Origin of the sequence: Prevotella sp. P4-51, from assembly GCF_002251455.1 — a bacterium.
Taxonomy (GTDB): domain Bacteria; phylum Bacteroidota; class Bacteroidia; order Bacteroidales; family Bacteroidaceae; genus Prevotella.
Map to the genome: position 1 here is coordinate 16,496 of NZ_NPJM01000031.1, position 22,350 is coordinate 38,845.

Annotated in this window: 23 protein-coding genes; 13 read left to right on the forward strand and 10 right to left on the reverse strand. The window is 47.1% G+C overall.

What is annotated here, in order from left to right; genetic code table 11:
• From CIK94_RS02860 to cdd, 7 genes are all read left to right on the forward strand, one after another.
• Complete coding sequence (locus tag CIK94_RS02860; RefSeq protein WP_094421190.1) at nucleotides 1-1,155, forward strand: NADH:ubiquinone reductase (Na(+)-transporting) subunit B; 1,155 nt, start codon at nucleotides 1-3, stop codon at nucleotides 1,153-1,155.
• Nucleotides 1,156-1,166: 11 nt separating this feature from the next.
• Complete coding sequence (gene nqrC, locus CIK94_RS02865; protein ID WP_022311025.1) at nucleotides 1,167-1,874, forward strand: NADH:ubiquinone reductase (Na(+)-transporting) subunit C; 708 nt, start codon at nucleotides 1,167-1,169, stop codon at nucleotides 1,872-1,874.
• Between the two features lie 24 nt (nucleotides 1,875-1,898).
• Nucleotides 1,899-2,522, forward strand: coding sequence for an NADH:ubiquinone reductase (Na(+)-transporting) subunit D (locus CIK94_RS02870; RefSeq protein WP_022311024.1), 624 nt, complete (start codon nucleotides 1,899-1,901; stop codon nucleotides 2,520-2,522).
• A gap of 6 nt (nucleotides 2,523-2,528) precedes the next feature.
• Nucleotides 2,529-3,155: an NADH:ubiquinone reductase (Na(+)-transporting) subunit E gene (nqrE, locus tag CIK94_RS02875; RefSeq protein ID WP_022311023.1), complete on the forward strand. Its 627-nt coding sequence runs from the start codon at nucleotides 2,529-2,531 to the stop codon at nucleotides 3,153-3,155.
• An 18-nt stretch (nucleotides 3,156-3,173) separates the two neighbouring features.
• Nucleotides 3,174-4,442 (forward strand): NADH:ubiquinone reductase (Na(+)-transporting) subunit F, encoded by a 1,269-nt coding sequence (gene nqrF, locus CIK94_RS02880; RefSeq protein ID WP_022311022.1) that lies wholly within the window; start codon nucleotides 3,174-3,176, stop codon nucleotides 4,440-4,442.
• A 192-nt stretch (nucleotides 4,443-4,634) separates the two neighbouring features.
• Nucleotides 4,635-5,972 (forward strand): right-handed parallel beta-helix repeat-containing protein, encoded by a 1,338-nt coding sequence (locus CIK94_RS02885; protein ID WP_254046126.1) that lies wholly within the window; start codon nucleotides 4,635-4,637, stop codon nucleotides 5,970-5,972.
• A 2-nt stretch (nucleotides 5,973-5,974) separates the two neighbouring features.
• The gene (gene cdd, locus CIK94_RS02890) at nucleotides 5,975-6,457 is read left to right on the forward strand and encodes a cytidine deaminase (protein WP_094421194.1); all 483 of its coding nucleotides are present in this window, start codon (nucleotides 5,975-5,977) and stop codon (nucleotides 6,455-6,457) included.
• 7 nt (nucleotides 6,458-6,464) lie between these two features.
• Here the strand turns inward: cdd and CIK94_RS02895 are convergent, their stop codons facing one another.
• The 4 genes from CIK94_RS02895 to CIK94_RS02910 are packed head-to-tail and all read right to left on the reverse strand — an operon-like array spanning nucleotide 6,465 to nucleotide 10,392.
• Nucleotides 6,465-7,652 (reverse strand): MFS transporter, encoded by a 1,188-nt coding sequence (locus tag CIK94_RS02895; RefSeq protein WP_094421196.1) that lies wholly within the window; start codon nucleotides 7,650-7,652, stop codon nucleotides 6,465-6,467.
• An 11-nt stretch (nucleotides 7,653-7,663) separates the two neighbouring features.
• Nucleotides 7,664-8,740, reverse strand: a complete 1,077-nt coding sequence (gene hisB, locus CIK94_RS02900) for a bifunctional histidinol-phosphatase/imidazoleglycerol-phosphate dehydratase HisB (RefSeq protein ID WP_094421199.1) — start codon at nucleotides 8,738-8,740, stop codon at nucleotides 7,664-7,666.
• Nucleotides 8,712-9,635, reverse strand: a complete 924-nt coding sequence (locus CIK94_RS02905) for a hypothetical protein (protein WP_094421201.1) — start codon at nucleotides 9,633-9,635, stop codon at nucleotides 8,712-8,714. The genes hisB and CIK94_RS02905 overlap by 29 nt, the downstream gene beginning before the upstream one ends.
• A complete protein-coding gene (locus CIK94_RS02910) occupies nucleotides 9,625-10,392 on the reverse strand; it encodes an RNA methyltransferase (protein WP_094421203.1) in 768 nt (255 codons plus the stop codon). Before CIK94_RS02910 ends, CIK94_RS02905 begins: the two co-directional genes overlap by 11 nt.
• 77 nt (nucleotides 10,393-10,469) lie before the next feature.
• Here CIK94_RS02910 and CIK94_RS02915 point away from each other — a divergent pair, with 77 nt between their 5' ends.
• A complete protein-coding gene (locus tag CIK94_RS02915; protein ID WP_094421205.1) occupies nucleotides 10,470-12,671 on the forward strand; it encodes a BamA/TamA family outer membrane protein in 2,202 nt (733 codons plus the stop codon).
• Here the strand turns inward: CIK94_RS02915 and CIK94_RS02920 are convergent.
• From CIK94_RS02920 to CIK94_RS02945, 6 genes are all read right to left on the reverse strand, one after another.
• A complete protein-coding gene (locus CIK94_RS02920; RefSeq protein ID WP_094421207.1) occupies nucleotides 12,625-13,086 on the reverse strand; it encodes a hypothetical protein in 462 nt (153 codons plus the stop codon). The two genes, CIK94_RS02915 and CIK94_RS02920, sit on opposite strands and share 47 nt — an antisense overlap.
• Nucleotides 13,087-13,297: 211 nt before the next feature.
• Nucleotides 13,298-13,588 carry a 50S ribosomal protein L27 gene (rpmA, locus tag CIK94_RS02925; RefSeq protein WP_022311013.1) on the reverse strand — a complete coding sequence of 97 codons (291 nt, stop codon included), beginning with the start codon at nucleotides 13,586-13,588 and terminating at the stop codon, nucleotides 13,298-13,300.
• A gap of 15 nt (nucleotides 13,589-13,603) precedes the next feature.
• Nucleotides 13,604-13,921 carry a 50S ribosomal protein L21 gene (gene rplU / locus CIK94_RS02930; protein WP_022311012.1) on the reverse strand — a complete coding sequence of 106 codons (318 nt, stop codon included), beginning with the start codon at nucleotides 13,919-13,921 and terminating at the stop codon, nucleotides 13,604-13,606.
• A gap of 164 nt (nucleotides 13,922-14,085) precedes the next feature.
• On the reverse strand, nucleotides 14,086-16,464 hold the full coding sequence (locus CIK94_RS02935) for a carboxypeptidase-like regulatory domain-containing protein (protein WP_094421209.1): 2,379 nt from the start codon (nucleotides 16,462-16,464) through the stop codon (nucleotides 14,086-14,088).
• Between the two features lie 34 nt (nucleotides 16,465-16,498).
• Nucleotides 16,499-17,434 carry a hypothetical protein gene (locus CIK94_RS02940; protein ID WP_144008282.1) on the reverse strand — a complete coding sequence of 312 codons (936 nt, stop codon included), beginning with the start codon at nucleotides 17,432-17,434 and terminating at the stop codon, nucleotides 16,499-16,501.
• Between the two features lie 159 nt (nucleotides 17,435-17,593).
• Nucleotides 17,594-18,232 carry a DNA-binding protein gene (locus CIK94_RS02945; RefSeq protein ID WP_022311009.1) on the reverse strand — a complete coding sequence of 213 codons (639 nt, stop codon included), beginning with the start codon at nucleotides 18,230-18,232 and terminating at the stop codon, nucleotides 17,594-17,596.
• Between the two features lie 366 nt (nucleotides 18,233-18,598).
• Here CIK94_RS02945 and CIK94_RS02950 point away from each other — a divergent pair, with 366 nt between their 5' ends.
• From CIK94_RS02950 to CIK94_RS02970, 5 genes are all read left to right on the forward strand, one after another.
• Nucleotides 18,599-19,129, forward strand: a complete 531-nt coding sequence (locus CIK94_RS02950) for a nitroreductase family protein (RefSeq protein ID WP_094421213.1) — start codon at nucleotides 18,599-18,601, stop codon at nucleotides 19,127-19,129.
• A complete protein-coding gene (locus tag CIK94_RS02955; RefSeq protein WP_094386424.1) occupies nucleotides 19,122-19,640 on the forward strand; it encodes an HAD family hydrolase in 519 nt (172 codons plus the stop codon). The genes CIK94_RS02950 and CIK94_RS02955 overlap by 8 nt, the downstream gene beginning before the upstream one ends.
• A 19-nt stretch (nucleotides 19,641-19,659) precedes the next feature.
• On the forward strand, nucleotides 19,660-20,229 hold the full coding sequence (locus tag CIK94_RS02960; RefSeq protein ID WP_094421215.1) for a Maf-like protein: 570 nt from the start codon (nucleotides 19,660-19,662) through the stop codon (nucleotides 20,227-20,229).
• 229 nt (nucleotides 20,230-20,458) lie between these two features.
• Nucleotides 20,459-21,454, forward strand: a complete 996-nt coding sequence (locus tag CIK94_RS02965; protein ID WP_022311005.1) for a MoxR family ATPase — start codon at nucleotides 20,459-20,461, stop codon at nucleotides 21,452-21,454.
• Nucleotides 21,454-22,329, forward strand: coding sequence for a DUF58 domain-containing protein (locus CIK94_RS02970; RefSeq protein WP_094421218.1), 876 nt, complete (start codon nucleotides 21,454-21,456; stop codon nucleotides 22,327-22,329). The genes CIK94_RS02965 and CIK94_RS02970 overlap by 1 nt, the downstream gene beginning before the upstream one ends.
• Nucleotides 22,330-22,350 lie beyond the last annotated feature (21 nt).

Consider the following 22,350-nt stretch of genomic DNA (forward strand, 5'->3'; position numbering starts at 1 on the left):
ATGAATTTAAAGAACATTTTTGACAAAGCAAGACCGCAATTTGAGAAAGGTGGGAAATATCATGCTTTCTGGAGCCTATTTGATGGCTTTGAAAGTTTCTTGTTGGTCTCCAACTCTACCTCTAAAAGTGGTGTAAGCATACATGATGCGATTGATTCCAAGCGCATTATGGGTATGGTGGTTATTGCCTTGCTGCCCGCGTTGCTGTTTGGTATGTACAATGTGGGTTACCAGAATTATGCGGCGGCAGGTACCTTGGCGTCCGCCAGCTTTATAGAAGTATTTGCCTATGGTTTCTTGGCTGTAATCCCAAAGGTATTGGTCAGCTATATAGTTGGCCTTGGAATCGAGTTTGCCTGGGCGCAGTGGAAGCACGAAGAAATACAGGAGGGCTATTTGGTATCTGGTATCATTATTCCCCTGATTATCCCTGTTACAACTCCGTTGTGGATGATGGCGGTTGCCATTGCTTTTGCTGTGATAATTGCCAAAGAAATCTTCGGTGGAACTGGAATGAACTTCCTTAATGTTGCACTCGTAGCACGAGCATTTCTCTTCTTCTCTTATCCTTCGAAGATGAGCGGTGAGAGTGTTTGGGTTGCTAATGATACTATTTTTGGTCTTGGAAACCAGCTTGCTGACGGCTTTACAATGGCTACGCCTCTGGGCTTGATGGGCCAACATCTGCCGACCAATACTTCTCTGATGGATATGATTGTAGGTCTGATGCCCGGTAGTATCGGCGAAACATCCGTAATTGCTATAGGGGTCGGAGCCATAATTCTCCTGTGGAGTGGAGTGGCCAGTTGGAAGACCATGTTGAGCGTTTTCCTTGGCGGAGGCTTGACAGCTGCCTTGTTCCAGTCACTTGGCTTGTCTCCCCTCGCATGGTACGAGCATCTCTTCTTGGGTGGTTTCGCTTTTGGTGCTGTATTTATGGCAACGGATCCAGTTACATCGGCACGCACAGAAACCGGAAAATGGATATATGGCTTTTTGATAGGTTTTATGGCGATAATCATACGTCTTTTCAACCCGGGATATCCAGAGGGAATGATGCTTGCCATCCTGTTCATGAATGTCTTTGCTCCATTGATTGACTACTGTGTTGTCGAGCGCAACGTATCAGCAAGAATCAAACGTATTAATAAATAGGAGAAACGATTATGAAACTAAATACAAATTCAAATACATACATTCTTGCATACGCGTCTCTCTTGGTCATTGCCGTGGCATTTGTTCTGGCTTACTTCTCTCAGGCGCTGAAACCCATTCAGGACAAGAATGTGGCATTGGACAAAAAGAAGCAGATCATAGCTGCCCTGAACATCCGTGATGTCAATGACAATCAAGTAGAAGAGTATTATAACAAGCTCGTTGAAGCCGACGAAATCATCAATGAGAAGAATGAAGTTCTTTCAGCTGGCAAGCCCGGCGGAGAAAATGACGGTTTCAAACTCAATGGCGGTGATTTCAAAGCCGGTAAACTTGCTCTGTTTGTCTGCAATGTAGACGGACAAAAGAAATATGTAATGCCAGTCTATGGCATGGGCCTTTGGGGCGGCATCAGCGGATATATTGCCATCAACGCGGATAAGGAAACCATTTATGGAGTTTACTTTAACCACGAAGGTGAGACCGCTGGTCTGGGAGCCGAAATCAAGGATAACCAGAAGTGGCAGCAGCAGTTCTGTGGCAAGCATCTCTTTGCTGATGGCAATCAGGATGCTGTCGCTCTCTCTGTCTGCAAGAAGGTTGACAATCCTGCTACTCAAGTAGATGGAGTAAGTGGAGCCACTCTGACTTGCGATGGTGTTACCCGCATGATTCACGAAGGACTTGGCAAGTACCTTGTTTTCTTAAAGGATAAATAATGTATACATATAAAATCAAAGATTATGTCATTATTCAACAAACAAAATAAAGAGGCATTGATTAATCCCCTCAATCTGGACCATCCGATTCTTGTCCAGGTGTTGGGAATCTGCTCTGCTTTGGCTGTTACTTCCCAGCTTAAGCCTGCGATAGTAATGGGATTGGCAGTGACGGTTATTACCGCTTTTGCCAATACTATCATTTCTATTATCCGCAATACGATACCCATGCGTATTCGTATTGTCGTACAGCTTGTTGTCGTTGCTGCATTGGTAACGATTGTCAGCCAGATACTCAAGGCCTTTGCCTACGATGTAAGTGTGCAACTGTCTGTATATGTAGGTCTGATTATCACCAACTGTATCCTCATGGGACGCCTCGAAGCATTTGCCATGACCAACAAGCCATGGCCATCATTCCTCGATGGTATCGGAAACGGTCTTGGTTACGCCATGGTGCTGGTCATTGTCGGTGGAATCCGCGAGTTGCTTGGCCGCGGCACCCTGCTTGGCATGGACGTCATCCCTGGTTTCGTATATGATTTCGGGTATGTCAACAACGGCATGATGACTATGCCTGCAATGGCGTTGATACTTTTGGGATGCGTTATTTGGGTACACCGTGCATTTTTTTACACTGAAAAATAAATCATTATGGAACATGCTTTAAGCTTATTACTCCGTTCTATTTTTGTAGATAATATGATCTTCGCATTCTTCCTCGGAATGTGCTCATTCCTTGCGGTTTCGAAGAATGTGAAGACCTCGTTCGGACTCGGTGCTGCAGTTACATTCGTGCTGTTGGTCACCGTGCCTGTCGATTACTTGCTTCAGACTAAAGTATTAGGCCCCGACTGCCTGGTCGATGGCGTTGACCTCTCATATCTCAGCTTCATCATCTTCATTGCGGTGATTGCCGGTATAGTGCAGTTGGTTGAGATGGTTGTCGAGAAGTACAGTCCGTCTCTTTATGCTGCGCTGGGTATCTTCTTGCCTTTGATAGCTGTAAACTGTGCCATCATGGGCGCATCGCTTTTCATGCAACAGCGTATCAACATGGACCCATCCAATTCTCAGTATATCGGTAGCGTAGTTGATGCATTGGTATATGCTTTGGGCTCAGGTATCGGATGGACTCTGGCCATCGTGGCCATGGGTGCCATACGAGAGAAGCTGCAGTATAGCGATGTGCCTCGTCCGCTTCAGGGCCTCGGCATCACATTTATTATAGTAGGACTCATGGCTATGGCTATGATGTGTTTTAGCGGTCTGAAAATTTAATAGAGCAGGAATATAATTATGGAACAGTTTATATTGTTAAGTATCGGAGTCTTTCTCTTGATTATACTCCTTTTGGTCATTGTGTTGCTTGTCGCAAAGAAGTATCTGAGTCCAAGCGGCAATGTGACTATCACGATAAATGGCGACAAGCAGCTTTCTGTAGAACAGGGAAATAGCCTGATGTCAACCCTGAATGAGAACGGCATCTTCCTGCCTTCTGCATGTGGTGGTAAAGCAAGCTGCGGTCAGTGTAAGGTTCAGGTTCTGTCTGGCGGAGGTGAGATTCTCGACTCAGAGCGTCCCCATTTTACCCGCAAGCAGATTAAGGAGCATTGGCGTCTGGGATGTCAGTGCAAAGTGAAGGGCAATCTCGACATCCGCGTGCCTGATAGCGTGATGGGCGTGAAAGAGTGGGAGTGTACCGTCATTTCCAACAAGAATGTCTCAAGTTTCATCAAGGAATTCAAGGTTGCTCTGCCTCCTGGCGAGCACATGGACTTTGTTCCCGGTTCCTACGCCCAAATCAAGATACCTGCTTACGATTGCATAGACTATAATGTGGATTTCGATAAGAATGATATCGGCGAAGATTATATCAAGGCCTGGGAAAAGTTCAACATCTTTTCGCTCAAGGCACATAACCCCGTGCCCACAGTGAGAGCATACTCGATGGCCAACTATCCTGCCGAGGGAGATATCATCACCCTCACCGTGCGTATTGCCACAACTCCGTTCCTGCCCCGTCCGCAGGTCGGCTTCCAGGATGTTCCCACAGGCATCGGCTCTTCCTATATCTTTAGCCTGAAGCCCGGTGACAAAGTTATGATGAGCGGCCCTTACGGAGATTTCCATCCCAACTTCACTTCTGGTAAGGAAATGATATGGATTGGTGGCGGTGCAGGTATGGCGCCATTGCGTGCACAGATTATGCACATGACCAAGACGCTCCAGACGAGAGACAGAGAGATGCATTTCTTCTATGGTGCGCGCGCCCTGGGCGAGGCCTTCTTCCTGGAAGACTTCTGGGAACTTGAGAAGGAATTCCCCAACTTCCATTTCCACTTGTCGCTCGACCGCCAAGACCCCAAAGCCGATGCTGCTGGTGTAAAGTATTATACCGGATTTGCGGTTAACTGCATCCGCGATACCTACTTGAAGGATCATGAGGCACCTGAAGATTGTGAATACTATCTCTGCGGTCCTCCCATGCTGATTAAGACAGTAACAGATTATCTCGACAGTCTCGGCGTTGATAAGGATGCAATTATGTACGATAACTTCGGTTAAATTCATAGAAGGATTGGTGTCGTTACGTCTGAAAAGGCGCGGCACCAATCTTTTCATATAAAATAAATAGTGACAGAAGGGCAATAAATCTTGCATCGGGACGTTTTATAGTTAATGAAAAAGCTGTTTATTGTTTGGCTTCATGCGCTATTGGGCATTTTTATAGTATCATGCGATGATGATACTTTTACAATGTCATCCTCGGCAGTCCTTTCTTTTTCTGCCGACACCGTCAATGTTGATACGATTTTCAGTAATACCCCTTCCTCCATGCGCTCATTTTGGGTCTACAATCGCAACGATGCAGGATTGCGTTGTACCTCGGTGCGTCTGGAGCGCGGCAACCAAAGTGGATTCCGTGTCAATGTGCGTGGCGAATATCTTGGTGCCGAGGTCGGTTATCAGACCAACAATATAGAACTCTACAAAGGCGACAGCCTGCGTGTCTTTGTCGAAGTTACGCCCAAGACCCAAAGAGAGCCAGGCCCGCAGTTGATAGAAGACAAACTTACATTTCTTCTTGAAAACGGTGTGAGCCAGACGGTATGTCTCAAGGCATATTCCTGGAACGCCAAGACTTTTGACAAGCTCGATATCACTCGCGATACAACTATTTATGATGCCAATCCGATTCTTATACGGGGAGGAATCCACGTATCCCAAGGAGCTACGTTGCAAATACATGCAGGTACAACCCTCTATTTCAATTCTCAAGCCGGCATAGAGGTTGATGGCACGCTGCGTTCGTTGGGAACCAAGGACGCCCCGGTTGTCCTTCGTGGCTCACGGCTTGACCGCATGTTCCCCTATCTGCCCTACGATAGAGTTTCGGGTCAGTGGCAGGGCATCAAGTTCAATGCGGAGTCGTATGAAAACGACATCGAGTACACCGATATACATGGCGCCTTCAACGGCATCGTTGCCGATTCGGCCGACATTGACAAGACCAAACTTTCCATCAGACAGTCTACGATACACAATTGCCGTGGCGTAGGATTGTCTTTGAATTACGTCAAGGCAATCGTAGAGAATTGCCAAATCACCAACACCCTTCTGCCTTGTGTCTATGTGAAGGGCGGCGACGTGACCATCAATCATTCTACCATCGCCCAATTCTATCCTTTTGATGGCAATCGCAAACAAGCGTTTACCTTTGAAAGTCCTATTGCACGTCTTTTATGTCGCAATAGTATCATCACCGGTTATACTAATGACGAAATAAATGGTTTAACGGCAGAAGATTGTCATTTCAAATTTGAATCTTGTATAATTCGTACTCCGAAAATAGTAACTAAAGACAGCATTTATTTTATAAACGTGGTCTACGAAGATATTGCCGACACCATACGCTTTGGGAAGAAACACTTCAAGACGATAGACACGCGCAATCTCGTCTATGATTTCTCTCTCGACAGCATCAGTGGGGCTATAGACAAGGCCGACCCTGCCACCTCTCTTCCTATTGACAGACATGGCATCCCGAGAGGCCTCAAACCCGACATTGGAGCATTTGAATATAAACAACAATAACTATGAAAGAGTTCAAGATAGAAGTCAACGTAAAGGTTTATCAGTATGATGAACTTTCTGTAGAAGACAAAGAACTTGTGGAACGTGCCAAGGATGCCACTCGTCATTCCTATGCACGTTATAGCCGTTTCTATGTGGGAGCGGCACTGCGACTGGAGGATGGCACCATTCAAATAGGCGCCAATCAGGAGAATGCCGCTTTCCCCTCAGGCTTATGCGCCGAGCGGTCAGCCATATTTGCAGCACAGTCGATGCAGCCCCATCTCTCTATTACTACACTTGCCATCGCAGCCAGCAACGATTCGGGCTTCATCCTTACGCCCATTACTCCTTGCGGGGCTTGCCGCCAGGTGATATTGGAAATGGAAGACCGCTACAACCGACCTATACGCATCCTCCTGTATGGTGAGAATGGCGTATATGAACTGAGCAGTGTCAAGGACTTGCTGCCCTTGTCATTTGTAGATGCCAATATGAAGTTCTGAAACGAAGCTAAAACACATCCTCGTTAAGATTGTGCTTCAAGAAGAAACGTCGTGCTGCTGTGAAGAATAGCAGCACGCCTATGCCATTTACCACTGCAACCATCCAGAAGGCTGCCGTATAATCAAAGAGTTCGGCTATCATACCACCTGCCAAGATACCTATACCGAAACCGAAATCCCACGAAGTCAATATCGATGAATTGGCTGTCCCTCTCTCATTGTGATGGGCCACATTGATAAACATATTCAGGAAGCCGGGATACATATGGCCGTTGCCCAGACCTATAAGTATGGCTGAGATGTAATAGCCGTACGGGAATGGCATGGCGACAAACAGGGTGTAACCCAACAGGGATAGCAACATGCCATGGGCGGTATTGCGGGTTATATAGCCTTTTCGCAGAGCTTTGGCCCCTTGCAATCGCGACAGGAACAATCCCACCGAGAGGAGCATGAAATAAGTGCCGGTGCCATCCATCACACCGTATTTTTCTTTGCTGTATATGGCAAGATAGTTGCTCAGCACTCCAAAGCAAAAACCGAACAGCGCAATGTTGATGGCCAGCAGCCATGCCCTTGTAAGGAAGAATCGGTCGAGAGACAGCTTCTTGTTGGTTTGGCCTGGGCGCCTCGTGCTGTTGGTTTCCAGTGTGGTCAATACTGCCAGTCCGATGAATGCTGTGATTAGGGCTACGCCGAAAAGCCATTTGAAGTCTTGCAGAATGTGATAAATGTACAGTCCGAATGACGGCGCAATAGCCATAGCGAGGTTATTGCTCAATCCGTAATAACCTATACCCTCATTGCGTCTTGACGAAGGCAGTACGTCGATGGCACAGGTGGAATTGGCGACAGTGACTGCACCAAACGGCGCACCGTGCAGGGTGCGGACGATGGCGAAGACCAACAGCGTGCCTGCCCAGAAATATCCTATAAAGCAGGCCGCAAACAGTGAGAAGAATATCAACAGTATGTGTTTGCGGTCGAAACTGTCAACCAGATAACCGCTGAAGGGTCGTATGATGAGCGCCGCGACCGTATAACCAGACAATACCATTCCGATAGTGTCTTTTGAGGCCGCAAAGTACTCATTAAGATATATAGGTAGGAGAGGGGTGAGCATATAAAAGGCAAAGTACAACATGAAGTTGGCAATCATCACCTTTATATAATTGCAGTTCCATAGTCTCTCCATACTGCTTCGATTTACAACATACCCTTAGTGGAAGGCAGTTCATAATGATAGATGTCTCTACGCACTGCCATCTTGATAGACCTGGCAAAGGCTTTGAAGATGCCTTCTATCTTGTGGTGCTCATTGGTTCCTTCGGCCTTGATGTTGAGGTTCATTTTTGCAGAATCGGACAGGCTTTTGAAGAAGTGCAAGAACATCTCCGTAGGCATATCCCCGATTCTCTCCCTTCTAAATTCGGCATCCCATACCAGCCAGGGTCTGCCTCCAAAGTCGAGGGCCACCTGGCACAGGCAGTCGTCCATAGGCAGACAGTAACCAAAGCGCTCTATGCCTCGCTTGTCGCCGAGCGCTTTCAGGATACATTCGCCTATGACGATAGCTGTGTCCTCTATGGTGTGGTGCTCGTCTACGTTCAGGTCGCCTTTGGCCTTTACCGTCAAATCCACAGTGCCATGCTTGGCAATCTGCTCGAGCATATGGTCAAAGAATCCTATCCCAGTATCGATGTCGCTCTTGCCGCTTCCATCTATGTTCAGACTCACGTAGATAGAGGTCTCGCGGGTATCTCTCTTGATTTCGGCTATACGTTCTCCGCCCAGCAATATCTCAGATAACTTGTCCCACGAAGGGCAGTCGTCGCCCAGGATAAGGGCCTTGCATCCTAAGTTGTGGGCCAATTGTCTGTCGGTATCACGGTCGCCGATGACATAACTGTTAGGGAGGTCGTATTGGGCGTTGTCCATGTATTCCTTGAGCATGCCAGTTCCGGGCTTGCGCATGGGGGAATTGTCATCAGGGAAATGGTTGTCGATGTGCTGGGCGTCAAATGTGATGCCCTCGCCAGCCAAAGTGTTGAGGATGAAATTGTGGACAGGCCAGAAGGTATCTTCGGGAAATGAGTCGGTGCCCAAGCCGTCTTGATTACTTACCATTACCAACTTGTAATCAAGATGTTCTTTGATGTATCTTAGGTTCTTGAAGACTCCAGGGACAAACTCCAGCTTTTCGAAGGAGTCAATCTGCTCGTCATCCGGCTCCTTGATAAGCGTGCCGTCTCTGTCAATAAATAAGATTCTCTGTGGTTTCATGTTGGTTTATCTCTTTAGCTTGTCTGTTCTTCTCTTTTTCGTGGACCGTTATCGAACCGCATACGTAGCAAGTTGATAATAATTGCCACAGGGAGATGAAGGTTGTTATAAAACAACATACTATGCTGGTCGTTATGAGCATGAAATAGAAACCGGAAGGGGTTCCGTCCACGTCTCCATTGATTATACCAAGGGTGTTTTGTATGTTGGCAAACAATATGATGGTCAAAGGGGTCATAATGATTGCCGCCAGGACTCCAACGATTAATGTGGTAATCATCGTAGACAAGAACAGGAAGCCCCAATGGCGGATTCCTGTCTTATAGCCTGATTTGAAGACGCTGGCTAAACTTTCTTTTTGTTCCAATATATAATGGGTAAACGCATAAAGCAGCGGCAAAAGCAGGGCTGCAACGATGGCTATGACTGAAATCAACAGAATCAGCGCCAACCCGCTTGTTGCCTGTTCAGACATGTTGAATGTCGTCAACCATTTGTTCACGGTTTCGTAGATGACGCCTGTAAGACAACTATTTACAGCTAAACTGAACGCGACGAGAACTATGATTGGCGCGATGCAACGCTTAAGGTTGTTCTTGGTCTTTTCTCCATTGACAATGGCAAATGCCTTTGCCGCAGTCCACAGCCAGCTAACAAATAATAGGATGTACATTGCCACAAGGAAAAGCAAAGAAAGCCAGATGTTGGCGTTGCCAAGGTCATATATCTGCTTGTTTGGCGTGAATGACAAAAGAATTCCCGTAAAGGAAATTGACACGAGAAGCAAGGGTAACCAGGTGGTAAACAATATGGTTTTCAAATGGCTGAATGCCATTGCGGTTGCTTCCTTTAAGCACGCAGAAACGCTTCTGTTAACGTATATACTATCTTTCATAACTTATCCTTCTTTTAAATTCACTGCAAGTAATGGCTGTAGCAATGGCGACATTGAGACTCTCGGCAGTATCTCTTCCATCGGTAAAGTTGGGTATGAACAGACGCTCTGTGATAAGCGACTTGATAGGGTCAGAAATTCCTTTACCCTCATTGCCCATTATGATGATGCCATTGCTGCTAAGTTCTTTGGTATAAATGTCTTCCCCGTCAAGTACTGTTCCATATATAGGCACATCTTCGGGTACACTCTTGAGGAAAGAAAACAAATCAACGTAACTTATAGATATGTGGGCAATACTTCCCATCGTGGCTTGTACAACCTTGGGGTTGAATACGTCAACCGTATCCTTGCTACATACAATTTGGGTTATGCCAAACCAATCTGCGATGCGTATGATTGTACCAAGATTTCCTGGGTCTTGTACTCCGTCGAGTGCAAGTATGATTTCCTTTGTAAATGTCGTTGGCAGTTCTGTTTGTGTTTGCGGAAATACTGCCAATACTTCTTGTGGATGCTGTAAGAAACTCAACTTCCTCAGTTCGTCTCCGGTAACTATGTATTCTTCGCAGTCATCATATTGTTTGGCAATACATGGAGGGTTCCACGCTTCAGTATGAACAAGAATCTTAGGGTCATGTTTGGCAAGCAAATCACCAACAATTTTAGGCCCTTCGGCAACGAATACCTGCTCATTATTACGGTATTTTTTCTGGCCTAATGATTTGATATATTTAATCTTTGCTTTACTGATCATTATTGCGAAAATATTTGTTGCAAAGTTAATAATTATTCTGTTGTTTTTTGTAATTTTGTGGAACTAATTGGAATGTTTTGAAATATATTAATCTATATATAGCTTTTTTTATAGCATTACTGTCATCATGTAGTGCCTCAAAGTTCATATCCGAAAACGAGTACTTGTTGGATAAGGTTGAGTTGAAGTCAACCGAAAAAGGCTTTGACGCCGCCGTGCTTGGACCCTACATCAAGCAGAAGGCCAACTCCAAGTGGTTCTCCATATTTAAGATACCATTGGCCACATATTCTTTAGCGGGAAAGGACACCGCCAAATGGATTAACCGTACCCTTCGCAATATTGGTGAAGAACCGGTCATTTATGATGTCAACCAGGCTCACCAGAGTCAGAGTGACCTCTTGGCAGCCATGCATAACATGGGGTATATGCATGCTTCGGTGCAATTGGATACGCGCACGAAGGGAAAGAAAATCACGGCTGCATATACCATAACTCCGGGGCAAGCCTATTTCATTGACAATGTACATTATATAATTGACGATGACAGCATTGCCAATTTGCTAAAGATAGAGCAGCCCAATTCCAAATTCCATATAGCCAAAGGTACAAAGTTTAGTGTTGACAAGCTCGACAATATACGTAAGCGTATATCAGACTATCTGCTTAACAGCGGTTTTTACCGTTTCAACAAGGATTTTATTCAGTTCACTGTAGATAGCGCAGCCAACTCTCAGCTCCTTGATGTTACCCTGCATCTCTATCCTTATCGTGCATACAACGATGCCCCTGCCGTTTTTCATCCGCGTTATAAGGTTGGACGGATTGACTATCGTACAGATAACGCAAACGGATATTTGCGCAGAAAGATTATGCTCAACAATACGGCTTTAGTTCAGAACGATTTCTTCAGCGAACAGAAACTTCAGCGTACTTACAATAATTTTGCCAAACTTGGAGCTGTGCGTTATACGAATATCCAGTTTGAAGAGGTTCCTGACAGCCAAGTCTTGAACACGTTAATCGAGTTGACCATGAACAAGCCATCGTCTGTGTCATTCCAACCGGAAGGTACCAACACGGCCGGAGATTTGGGCGCGGCGGTTTCTCTTACATATACGAACAAGAACCTTTTTCATGGAAGCGAGTTGTTGAGCATTGAGTTGCGTGGAGCTTATGAAGCGATTAAAGGTCTTGAAGGATACAACGACCAGAACTACAAGGAATATGGAATAGAGACGCGTCTGGCATTCCCTCGCTTTGTTGCGCCATTCCTTTCTCATTCTTTTACTCGTAACAGTCAGGCTACTTCTGAGCTTTCTTTAAGTTGGAACTTGCAAAATCGTCCAGAATTTCACCGCCGAGTCTTCTCTGCCGCTTGGCGTTATAGATGGGAGGAGGCGCATCATAATCTGTCTTACCGCTTTGATTTGCTCGACCTCAATTATGTGTCAATGCCGTGGATAAGCGAGACTTTCAAGCGTGATTACTTGGACGACGAGGGCAATCGAAATGCCATTCTCCGTTACAATTACGAAGATCTGTTCGTTATGAAGCTCGGTTTCGGATTGAGTTATAATGATGGCAGTGATGCTGTTCGTGCCAATGTCGAGTCTTCGGGCAATCTGCTCAATTCATTGTCGCATATAGCCAAGTTTAAGACCAACTCCAATGGCCAGAACACGCTGTTTGGAATTGCATATGCCCAATACGCCAAGATGGATGTTGACTATACGCACCTTTTTAAGTTTGATGAGCACAACACTTTGGCTGCTCACATTGGATTGGGCATAGCTTATCCTTATGGAAACAGTAAGATTCTGCCCTTTGAGAAGCGGTATTTTTCGGGCGGAGCCAACTCTGTAAGAGGTTGGACTGTCCGTGGCTTGGGCCCAGGTAAGTTTAAGGGAAAAGATGGACGCATTGATTTCATCAACCAAACGGGTGATATGAAACTTGATTTCAATCTGGAGTATCGCACGCACATGTTCTGGAAGCTGGATGGCGCTGTATTTGTTGATGCAGGTAACATCTGGACATTGAAAGAATACGCCGACCAGCCCGGAGGCAAGTTTGCCTTCAACGAGTTCTACAAACAGATAGCGGTGGCCTATGGTGTGGGCTTGCGCCTAAACTTCGACTATTTTATCTTGCGTATGGATATGGGCATGAAGGCCATTAACCCTGCCTATGAGTCCAAGGCAGAGCATTATGCATTGGTTCATCCCAATTTTAGTCGTGATTTTGCTTTTCATTTCGCGGTAGGGCTTCCATTCTGATTAGCCATGCTCGCTTTTCTTTTACCAATGTCCATTCGTAGATGCCTTCTTCACATTCTGCCGGAGGTTCTCCGAATCCGCGAGCTTCCATATAGTTGCTTACCCGCTGCTTCACGTAAGCCTGCCGCTCGTCTGGGCTATAATCTATTGAGATTATTTCCGTAGTAAGTTGGCTTTCCTTTGCCTTGAGTTGTTCTACATCACCTTCTCTGACTTGACTTGCTGCGAATTCCAGCCACTTTATCGATGGGGGAGTACAATACGCCGCCGCTTTGTCATATTGCCAGTTAAAGTAATATGTCGCAAACGAATCAACTCTTTCACTGATGCATTCATCTTCACTGACCGTTGTATGACAAGAGGCAATGAGTGACGTTACACCTATTATTATAAAGGGGACTATGATTTTCTTCATCTTTGTTTAAGCGGACTTAATAACAAATATTCATGATAATGTACTTTTAGCAGCCATGATGCTGTCTGTATGCAAAGTTAATCAAAGCGTGCCCGATAACAAAATAAATCTTATAATTTCTTCTGCGCGATGCGTTTATATATACGAGAAGAAGCCAATTCCGTATGGAACTGGCTTCTGTATTGTTTGTTTGGAATAAGTTGTTGTTTATTTAAGCTTCAGCTTTCTTAGTCTTCTCAGCGTAAACTTCGGGAGAGAGAACTGATACTGTGCTCTTGTTGCGTGAGCCCTTGTGGAAGTAAACCACACCGTCGGTCAATGCGTAAAGAGTATCATCCTTGCCCTGTGCTACATTCTCGCCAGGGAAGTGCTTGTTACCACGCTGACGAACGATGATGTTACCAGCGATGATTTTCTGACCACCCCAGATTTTAACGCCTAATCTTTGTGAAGCTGATTCACGGCCGTTCTTAGAACTACCAACACCTTTTTTATGTGCCATTCTGAAATCCTCCTTTTAAGCGACTACTTGTTTAACTTCTACCTGTGTGAACTGGGCGCGGTGACCATTCTTCTTACGATAGTCCTTGCGACGCTTCATCTTGAAAACGATGACCTTGTCACCCTTAACAAGAGGATTCACAACCTCTACTACTACTTTGGCACCTTCAACAGTAGGTGCACCGACTGTGACAGCTCCGTCTTTGTCGACGAGGAGCACTTTGTCAAATTCAACGGTCTTACCAGCCTCGGCATCCTTGATACGGTGAACGAAGAGCTTCTGGCCTTCCTCTACCTTGAACTGCTGACCGTTAATTTCTACAATTGCGTACATTTGTTATAAAATATAAGTTTTTCCGACAGGCGCCTGATGGTGTTTCAGAACTTGTTCGAGCCCGTACGGACTAAATCGGCTGCAAAATTACTAATTTTTATGGACATAGGCGCTTGTGCCAACTGTTTATTTCTCCGATATTAAGCATATTTAACGTATTGCAGTTAGAATTCAAAGAGCACGCGGGCGTTGAGCATACGGCCGGTGAGATAGTTGGGGACAGCGTATTGCTGATTGGTGACGTCGGTAATCCAATAATAGCTGTTTACATTGTTGATGCCGAGCAAGTTGAGACAGTCTACGCCAAGCCAGACATTCCTGAACGGCATATTCTTCCTCTTTGCTTCATTCTCAAACAATCGATAGCTCATTCCAATATCTGCGCGTTTGTATGCAGGGGCTCTGAAAGAGTTGCGCTCGGTTTCTCTGTGAGGCGCCGAGAATGGCAGACCGTCGGCAAAGGCAAGGCGAAGAGCCATCTTCCATCTGTCGGTTCCGGGGAAGTAATCTGTAAAGAACAGGTTCATGGCCCACCGCTGGTCTGTGGGCAACGGCATGGAGTGGCCGTTCAGCTTCATTTGGGTTTTCATCAAGGATAGTGATATCCAAGAGTCTGTTCCTGGTACAAATTCACCATACAGCTTCATGTCCAGTCCAGCTGCATAACCGCTGCAGATGTTGTCACCATAATATACCACCTTTACATTATTAATAGAGTAGGGTATCAGGTTCTGCAGTATCTTGTAATATGCTTCGGCTGTAAATCGGAAAGGGCGGTTCATGCTTCTGAAGCGATAGTCATAACCCGCAACGAAGTGTATCGATCGTTGGCTTTTTATCTTTTCGTTCAGCCGTGCCACGGTTACATGGTTGACGGTAGTAGTATCACGAAGCTCTTTGAAGAAGGGCGCTTGGTAGTAGATGCCGGTTGCGATGCGCAGTGTGGTGTTTGGCGACCAAGCCGGAATGATGCCCAATGAGATGCGGGGCGACAAGATTGTTTCCTTGTTGAAGTTCCAGTGGCTCATACGCAGTCCGTAGTTGAGCGTATAGAGGGTAGTGGCGCTGTCCGTACCCGATGTAAATCGCCACGTATCCTGTATATATGACTCTATGCGAGAAGCATCCAGCTGGTTTCGGGTGCGCATGGAGTATATCATATACAGGTCCTCGCCGGTATTGGGTACGTTGTAACCAGCCGAATCACGCATCTCATATTCTATGGAGTTCTCTTTGATATGCTCCCTTTTGAGCGTCAATGCGGCTTCGATGTCGTGCTTCTTGATTTTGCTTGTCAGCATCAGCTTCAGACTTTGCACGCGGGCTTGGAGATAGTTGCGGGCGCTCTCGAAATACGTTCCGACAGCCATATTCTCATTGGTCTCGGTCTGGGTGAGCCAGTATTGGCCCTGTATGTCGTAGGTCTCACGCTCTTTGGTTGAGAATGCCGATGCAATGAGTGACAACCGCGTCTTGCTGTTAAGGTTTCGGTTGATTGCCAACGAACCAAAATAGGTGCGGAAGAGGTCTTTCTCCTGGCCGTCAAAATAGACCTTGAAATTCATTACGTTCTGCATCGTGCCGAAGGCCGTGTTGCGGTCTTTGGGATAGAAGTTGTAGTGACTTTCCGAGATGTTACCGATGAAATCAATCTGCCAACGCTTGTCGGGAGTATAACTCAGATAGGTCTGATAGTCCAGGAAGTTGGGCTTGTACTCTCCGTTTTCCTGCAGCGACCCCAAAAGATATTTATTGGTTTTGTATCTCACGCCATTGGCCCACGCAATCTTCTTGTTGGCCAAACCCACATAGGCGCTTGCGCCCAACAGGCTTGCCGAAGCATTGGCTTCAAACCGCTGTGGTCGTTTATAGGTGATGCCGAGAGCCGATGACATCTTGTCGCCATACTTTGCCTCAAATCCTCCAGTCGAGAACCCAATCTTCGCCACCATGTCTGGATTGATTACCGATAAGCCCTCCTGTTGTCCAGACCTCACAAGGAATGGGCGGAAGACCTCTACATTATTAATATATACGCTGTTCTCGTCAAAAGAGCCTCCTCTTACGTTGTATTGAGAGCTCAGTTCGCTATGGGTTGATACTCCCGCCTGACTTTGTATGAGCTCTTCCACTGCATTGCCACCCACCGAGGGCGACATCTTCATGTCCTTGGTCTTCAGTTCCTGAGTCTGGCCGGTCTGTATCTTTTCTCCTTTCACTTCGACTTCACCGAGCGTGTTGACGTCGGCATACATGACCACGTGGAGGTTCTGTCTGCCACGAGGGTTGCGTAGTACGCGGGTCTTGGCACGATAACCCAGCATCGAGAAGCGTATGACCACCGAGTCGGCAGAGTGGAGGGTGAGGGTGAATGAGCCTTTGGCAGATGTAAGAGCCACCTTGCCTTGGCGGGCACAGGTTACAGACGCAAACTCGATGGGATTGTCCTTGTCGTCGGTAACCCGTCCTTGCAAGACAAAGCTCTGACTATATGTAGAGAGGCATACTGAAGCCAGCAAAGCCAATAATACGAATTGTTTCATAACCATATAACGCAAGATAGGGCCGATTATTGTGTCAGCCCACTATCCACTTGCAAATAATCGTATTGACAAGCGGAACATTCAGGTGGTACCATCTGTACTTGTTGGTTGAAACCGCACCGAGATTTAGCATCATCTTCGTCAGTGTGTTGTGCATGGAGGGCTGACCGGCGTCGACGATGAAGAATTTGCCGCAGTCCCGACGATAGGCCTCTTCGATGGCATGCCATACAGAGATGTGGAATGAATGATTCTTGGGAACCAATTTTTTGTTCGTCACGGCATAACAGCCATACGCATTGCCATTGGCGAATAGGCATACGCATCCGGCAACCACTTTGTTGCCGTTGGTCGTTATATAGATTTTGATTTGTGGATTGTGATGATACTCAAGGATAAGTTCCTTGTTGGGCAGAAAACTTTGAAGCACGTAGCGGTAGGACTTCTTGAGGAGCTTGCAGAACTCCTTGACCTCTGCGTCGCTGGTCGCTTCGCGCGTCTGCAGACCCATTTCCGTGAGTTCTTTGAGGTATCTGCTGCTTTTCAGACTCAATCTGTCTGTCGGGTTTGCCTCCTTCAGGTCCAGAAGAGTCTCCATCCAGCCGGTTGGGAAGTAACCGTAGGCTCTCAGATGTTGGTAACCATACATCTTGTAAGGTATGTTGGAGAACTCGATGTATAGACACAGCTTCATTTTCAATATCCTTGTCAGTCGTCCAAGCAACATTCCGAATATCTCCTGGGGATTGGCATTGTCGGTATAGTCGCCTGTGCCGAAGACGCGGGCTTGCTTGTACAGATAGAGCGGAAACAGGCTCTTGCGCCAACGGGTCACAGCCAGCAGCTGACCCACTACTTGTCCGTTTTCATCTTCGGCTATGGCCATATAAGGGGTATGGCCTGGTGCCTGTTCATACATTCTGAACAGTACAAGGCTGTGCTGGAACTGCCAGCTTGTCGATTGCGGCATATCTGTGCCTCTTGATATGATGCGCGTTCGTATTTGGTGCATTTGGCAAATATACAAATTACATTTGTAACTGCCAAAACAAATGCAGATTTTATACCTGCCGGAGCATATTGCCCCTTGCGAGTATAAAATCTGCCATCTGTCAAGGTCTGTGATTATCTACAGCTGTTCGCGGCTTAGCACATAGACGAGCGCACTTGCTCTGCCGTCTCTCCTGATAGGCGATTGTGGCGTCCGAGAGATTTCCTGCAACTCGCGCGAAGCTGCGCAGTGCGACTGCCGGGTAAGGCGAGCATAATCACCGACGCGCATGAAGGGATGGGCTCCATCGCCCAGATAGCCGACGGCAAGGCCGATGCGCTCTTCCTTGCTGTAGGGCGACTTGCGCAGCCGGTGCTCTTTGTCGCGTACCAAGGTGCATTGCGAGGAAATCGTGCGGACCAGCTGTGAGGCTGCCCTGTAGATTATGCCCGTCACCTTCAGACTTCTGGCGTTGGTTTCCTTTCCCGCGTCCGTACCAGTCAGCTCTTTGGGCATCGTCATGCCGACAGACGCCCTGAAAGTCCCGATGCCGTCGATTGTCACCGAATTGCCAGAAGCCATTTCCAGCGCCATCTGCTTGCCGATGGCTGCGATTACCTGTACCACCTGTCCTTTGTCAAGGCCAGAACCGGGATAGGTAAGGCGTCTTACCAGTTCGTCGAAGTCAATGTTCTCGTTGACCTTCATGCGGTAATAGAATTTCTTTTCGCCCGTGTTCCTGAGGTCGGGCATCTCCTGTTTGAAATACTTTGCCATAGTTAGATGCAATAAGTCAGTAAATAGTTTGATGTGTAATTCATGGTGCAAATGTAAGCATAATTTTCTGTTACCACCAAATCCAAAGTTAGTCTAAGGCGCGATTTAACAGATGCCAACCATCGTTTAATTATTTCACACTTCGCCATCGCCGTTTCGTAGTCTGCAATCAGTTTTTGCTTGGACTGCGGCATGTATGGCTGCATTGTCTATTTACTCATTACGACCACCGGAAACCGGTCAATTATCGTGAAAGTGAGGAAAAATGTCGGAAATTATTTTGAATTCTTCTTCGCTATCACTAACTTTGTATCAGATAATAACGACGGCGGATAGCACCGTTGTCACATTAATCAGTAAAGACGTATGGATTTCAAAGATTTAGTAGCACATCGACGCAGTCATCGCCGTTTCAGTGATGAAGAGATTGCCCCCGAGGCTCTGCAGCTCATACTGCGGTCGGCGCTTATGTCGCCGACATCCAAGAGTCGCCGCAAATGGCATTTTGTAGTGGTAGACGACAAGGTGGCGCTCGAGAAGATGGCCGACGCCAAAGAGGCTGGAGCCGCCTTTCTCAAGGGTGCACCCTTGGCCATCGTGGTTTGCGCTCCCCCCGACGAGGATGAATGTTGGATAGAAGACGCGTCCATCGCTGCGGTTACCATACAGTATCAGGCTGCCGACCTGGGCTTGGGTTCCTGCTGGGCGCAGATGCACGGCCGCGGTCTCTCCGACGGTACCACCGCCGACGAGGTCATTCACGGCATCCTGGGACTCGATGATGCCTACAAGGTATTGTGTGTCATCGCTATAGGTCATTGTACCGATGAGCGCAAGCCTCAGAATGAAGATGCGCTGAAATGGGAAAATGTTACAATATACAACGGGAATGATTAATTACGATTTAACCAAGGTCAAGGCCATCATCTTCGATGTAGATGGCGTGCTTTCGGCCGAAACGATAGGCATGGATGACGAGGGCCAGCCTCTGCGCACGGTCAACATCAAGGATGGCTATGCCATACAGCTTGCCTGCAAGATGGGGCTGCATATAGCCATCATGACTGGTGGCCGTTCGGAAGCTATTGTCAAACGATACACCTACCTCGGGGTAGGCGATGTCTACATCAACTGCTCTATGAAGATGGAGACCTATCAGGAGTTCAAGGCAAAGAACAATCTGGATGACAGCGAGGTTATCTATGTGGGCGACGACATCCCCGACTATCAGGTGATGCGTCGCTGCGGTTGTCCGTGTTGCCCCGCCGACGCCTGTTCCGATATCCAGGAAATCAGCACCTATGTCAGCCGCTGCAAGGGTGGTTACGGCGTAGGCCGCGACATCATCGAGCAGGTGCTCATGGCTCAGGGAAAATGGTTGAGCGACAGCAAGGCTTTCGGTTGGTAATCGTATTAATATCAAGACGATGATAGATACTCCTTATCATATAATCCTTGCCTCCAACTCTCCCCGCAGGAAAGAACTTCTGGGTGGATTGGACTTGGAATACGAAGTGCGCGTGGTTCCCGGTATCGAGGAAAACTATCCCGACGGACTTACCCCCGAGCAGATACCCCAATATCTGGCTTGCCAGAAGGCTCAAGCCTATACGCTGAGTGCCGGAGAGATGCTGATAACAGCCGATACCGTTGTGGTGTTAGGCAGAGAGGTGCTGGGCAAGCCTGCCGATGAAGCCCAGGCCAAAGCAATGCTGGCTAAACTGAGCGGCAAGACACATACCGTGGTCACCGGCGTGGCTCTTACTACCCTGGCCAAACAGCACGCCTTCCACGTGGTGACAGAGGTAACCTTCAAGCAGTTTACCCAGCAGGAAATCGATTACTATGTGACTACCTATCGCCCCTTGGACAAGGCCGGTGCCTATGGCATCCAAGAGTGGATAGGTTTCATAGGTGTCACTGCGCTCAAAGGCAGTTTCTTCAATGTGATGGGGCTGCCAGTACAACGCATATACGAAGAGATATTCAAGTTCTGAGTATCCCCCAATGAAGTAAGGACAAATCCCGTTTAGGCAGGCTGCATCGCGACATGCCAAAACGGGATTTTCCTTGTGTTGTGGCTATCTGCGGCGCTTGCAACATGCAATTTTTCTTAAAATAAAGTGATATTTCTCCTTTTTTAATATAATTTAGAACCTATCTTTCGGCTCTATGTTTGTTTTGTAGTACTTTTGCACCAAAATCAACATAAAAGCAAAAAAGATTATGGCAGAAGCTATCGATATCCGCGAACTCAATGTGCGGATAGAACAACAAAGTACCTTTGTCACCAATCTGACAACAGGTATGGATCGCGTAATAGTAGGACAAAAACATCTGGTTGACTCGCTTCTTATTTCCCTCTTGAGCGATGGTCATATATTGTTGGAAGGCGTACCCGGCCTGGCAAAGACTCTGGCGATAAAGACCCTGTCACAGTTGATAGACGCCAAATATAGCAGAATACAGTTTACTCCCGACTTGTTGCCTGCCGACGTTGTAGGAACAATGATTTATAGTCAGAAAGAGGAAGCCTTCCAGGTGAAGAAGGGCCCTGTATTTGCCAATTTTGTACTTGCCGATGAGATAAACCGAGCTCCCGCCAAGGTGCAAAGCGCTCTGCTCGAGGCCATGCAGGAACACCAGGTGACTATCGGTGACAATACGTTCAAGCTGCCTACTCCCTTCCTGGTTATGGCTACTCAGAACCCCATTGAACAGGAAGGCACCTACCAGCTTCCCGAAGCCCAGGTAGACCGTTTCATGCTCAAGGTCATCATAGACTATCCCACACTGGAAGAGGAGAAGAAGATAATGCGTGAAAACCTTGTGGGCGGTCTTCCACAGGTAATGCCTGTGACAACCGCCGAAGAGATAATGCGTGCGCGTGAGGTGGTAAGCCAGGTTTATATCGATGAAAAGATAGAGCAGTATATTGCCGACATCGTATTTGCTACACGTTATCCCGACCGTTATAATCTCAAGGAGCTCAGCGACCTGATTACTTTCGGTGGCAGCCCACGTGCCAGCATCAATCTGGCCAAGGCCGCCCGTGCCTATGCCTTCATCAAGCATCGCGGTTATGTGGTGCCCGAGGATGTCCGTGCCGTCGCTCACGACGTTTTGCGCCATCGCGTAGGATTGAGCTACGAGGCAGAGGCCAACAATGTCACTGCCGAAGAAATCGTATCCAAGATTATCAATAAAGTTGAAGTTCCTTGATGGAAACATCTGAAATCTTAAAGAAGGTCAGGAAGATAGAGATAAAGACTCGTGGATTGAGTCAGAACATCTTCGCCGGACAGTATCACTCAGCCTTCAAAGGAAGAGGTATGGCCTTTTCCGAGGTTCGTGAATACCAGTATGGCGACGACGTGAGAGATATCGATTGGAATGTAACCGCCCGTTTCCACCGTCCTTATGTCAAGGTGTTTGAAGAAGAGCGCGAACTTACGGTGATGCTCCTTGTCGACGTCTCGGGTTCGCTCGACTTCGGTACGTCGCATCAGTTGAAGCGCGAGATGGTTGCCGAGATTGCTGCCACGCTGGCTTTCAGCGCCATACAGAACAATGACAAGATTGGCGTGATACTCTTTTCTGACCGGATTGAGAAATATATCCCGCCAAAGAAGGGCCGCAAGCACATCCTCTATGTTATCCGTGAGATGCTCAACTTCAAGCCCGAGAGTAAACGTACGGACATCGGCATGGCTGTCGAGTTTCTCACCCGTGTGGCCAAGCGTCGTTGTACGGCTTTTGTCTTAAGCGACTTCTATACACGCAATGACTTTGAAAATCAGTTGCAGATAGCCAGCCAGAAACACGATATTGCCTCGATACAGGTCTATGACCCACGTGCCAAAGAACTACCCGATGTAGGATTGCTCAAGGTGTGTGATGCCGAAACTGGCCACGAGACTTATATCGACACTTCGAGCAAGAAGCTGCGCCAGGCTCATGCCAATTATTGGCGCCAGCGGGAGAGTGTGCTCAGGCAGACTTTCGTCAAATGTAATGTCGACTGGGTGTCGGTGGCTACAAATGAAGACTATGTGCGCAGTCTGATGTTGCTCTTCGCCCAGCGTGGACATAGTTAAGTATGAATAGAGAATAAGTAG

Bases quoted from the DNA above. Each gene is read 5' to 3' on its own strand.
- CIK94_RS02970 (WP_094421218.1), top strand. From the start codon at position 21,454: ATGGAAACATCTGAAATCTTAAAGAAGGTCAGGAAGATAGAGATAAAG.
- cdd (WP_094421194.1), top strand. From the start codon at position 5,975: ATGAAAGAGTTCAAGATAGAAGTCAACGTAAAGGTTTATCAGTATGAT.
- CIK94_RS02955 (WP_094386424.1), top strand. From the start codon at position 19,122: ATGATTAATTACGATTTAACCAAGGTCAAGGCCATCATCTTCGATGTA.
- CIK94_RS02905 (WP_094421201.1), bottom strand. From the start codon at position 9,635: ATGAAAGATAGTATATACGTTAACAGAAGCGTTTCTGCGTGCTTAAAG.
- CIK94_RS02885 (WP_254046126.1), top strand. From the start codon at position 4,635: ATGTCATCCTCGGCAGTCCTTTCTTTTTCTGCCGACACCGTCAATGTT.
- CIK94_RS02960 (WP_094421215.1), top strand. From the start codon at position 19,660: ATGATAGATACTCCTTATCATATAATCCTTGCCTCCAACTCTCCCCGC.
- CIK94_RS02920 (WP_094421207.1), bottom strand. From the start codon at position 13,086: ATGAAGAAAATCATAGTCCCCTTTATAATAATAGGTGTAACGTCACTC.
- CIK94_RS02940 (WP_144008282.1), bottom strand. From the start codon at position 17,434: ATGCCGCAATCGACAAGCTGGCAGTTCCAGCACAGCCTTGTACTGTTC.
- CIK94_RS02945 (WP_022311009.1), bottom strand. From the start codon at position 18,232: ATGGCAAAGTATTTCAAACAGGAGATGCCCGACCTCAGGAACACGGGC.
- nqrC (WP_022311025.1), top strand. From the start codon at position 1,167: ATGAAACTAAATACAAATTCAAATACATACATTCTTGCATACGCGTCT.
- nqrE (WP_022311023.1), top strand. From the start codon at position 2,529: ATGGAACATGCTTTAAGCTTATTACTCCGTTCTATTTTTGTAGATAAT.
- CIK94_RS02910 (WP_094421203.1), bottom strand. From the start codon at position 10,392: ATGATCAGTAAAGCAAAGATTAAATATATCAAATCATTAGGCCAGAAA.
- CIK94_RS02965 (WP_022311005.1), top strand. From the start codon at position 20,459: ATGGCAGAAGCTATCGATATCCGCGAACTCAATGTGCGGATAGAACAA.
- CIK94_RS02860 (WP_094421190.1), top strand. From the start codon at position 1: ATGAATTTAAAGAACATTTTTGACAAAGCAAGACCGCAATTTGAGAAA.
- hisB (WP_094421199.1), bottom strand. From the start codon at position 8,740: ATGAAACCACAGAGAATCTTATTTATTGACAGAGACGGCACGCTTATC.
- rplU (WP_022311012.1), bottom strand. From the start codon at position 13,921: ATGTACGCAATTGTAGAAATTAACGGTCAGCAGTTCAAGGTAGAGGAA.
- rpmA (WP_022311013.1), bottom strand. From the start codon at position 13,588: ATGGCACATAAAAAAGGTGTTGGTAGTTCTAAGAACGGCCGTGAATCA.
- CIK94_RS02895 (WP_094421196.1), bottom strand. From the start codon at position 7,652: ATGGAGAGACTATGGAACTGCAATTATATAAAGGTGATGATTGCCAAC.
- CIK94_RS02870 (WP_022311024.1), top strand. From the start codon at position 1,899: ATGTCATTATTCAACAAACAAAATAAAGAGGCATTGATTAATCCCCTC.
- nqrF (WP_022311022.1), top strand. From the start codon at position 3,174: ATGGAACAGTTTATATTGTTAAGTATCGGAGTCTTTCTCTTGATTATA.
- CIK94_RS02950 (WP_094421213.1), top strand. From the start codon at position 18,599: ATGGATTTCAAAGATTTAGTAGCACATCGACGCAGTCATCGCCGTTTC.
- CIK94_RS02935 (WP_094421209.1), bottom strand. From the start codon at position 16,464: ATGAAACAATTCGTATTATTGGCTTTGCTGGCTTCAGTATGCCTCTCT.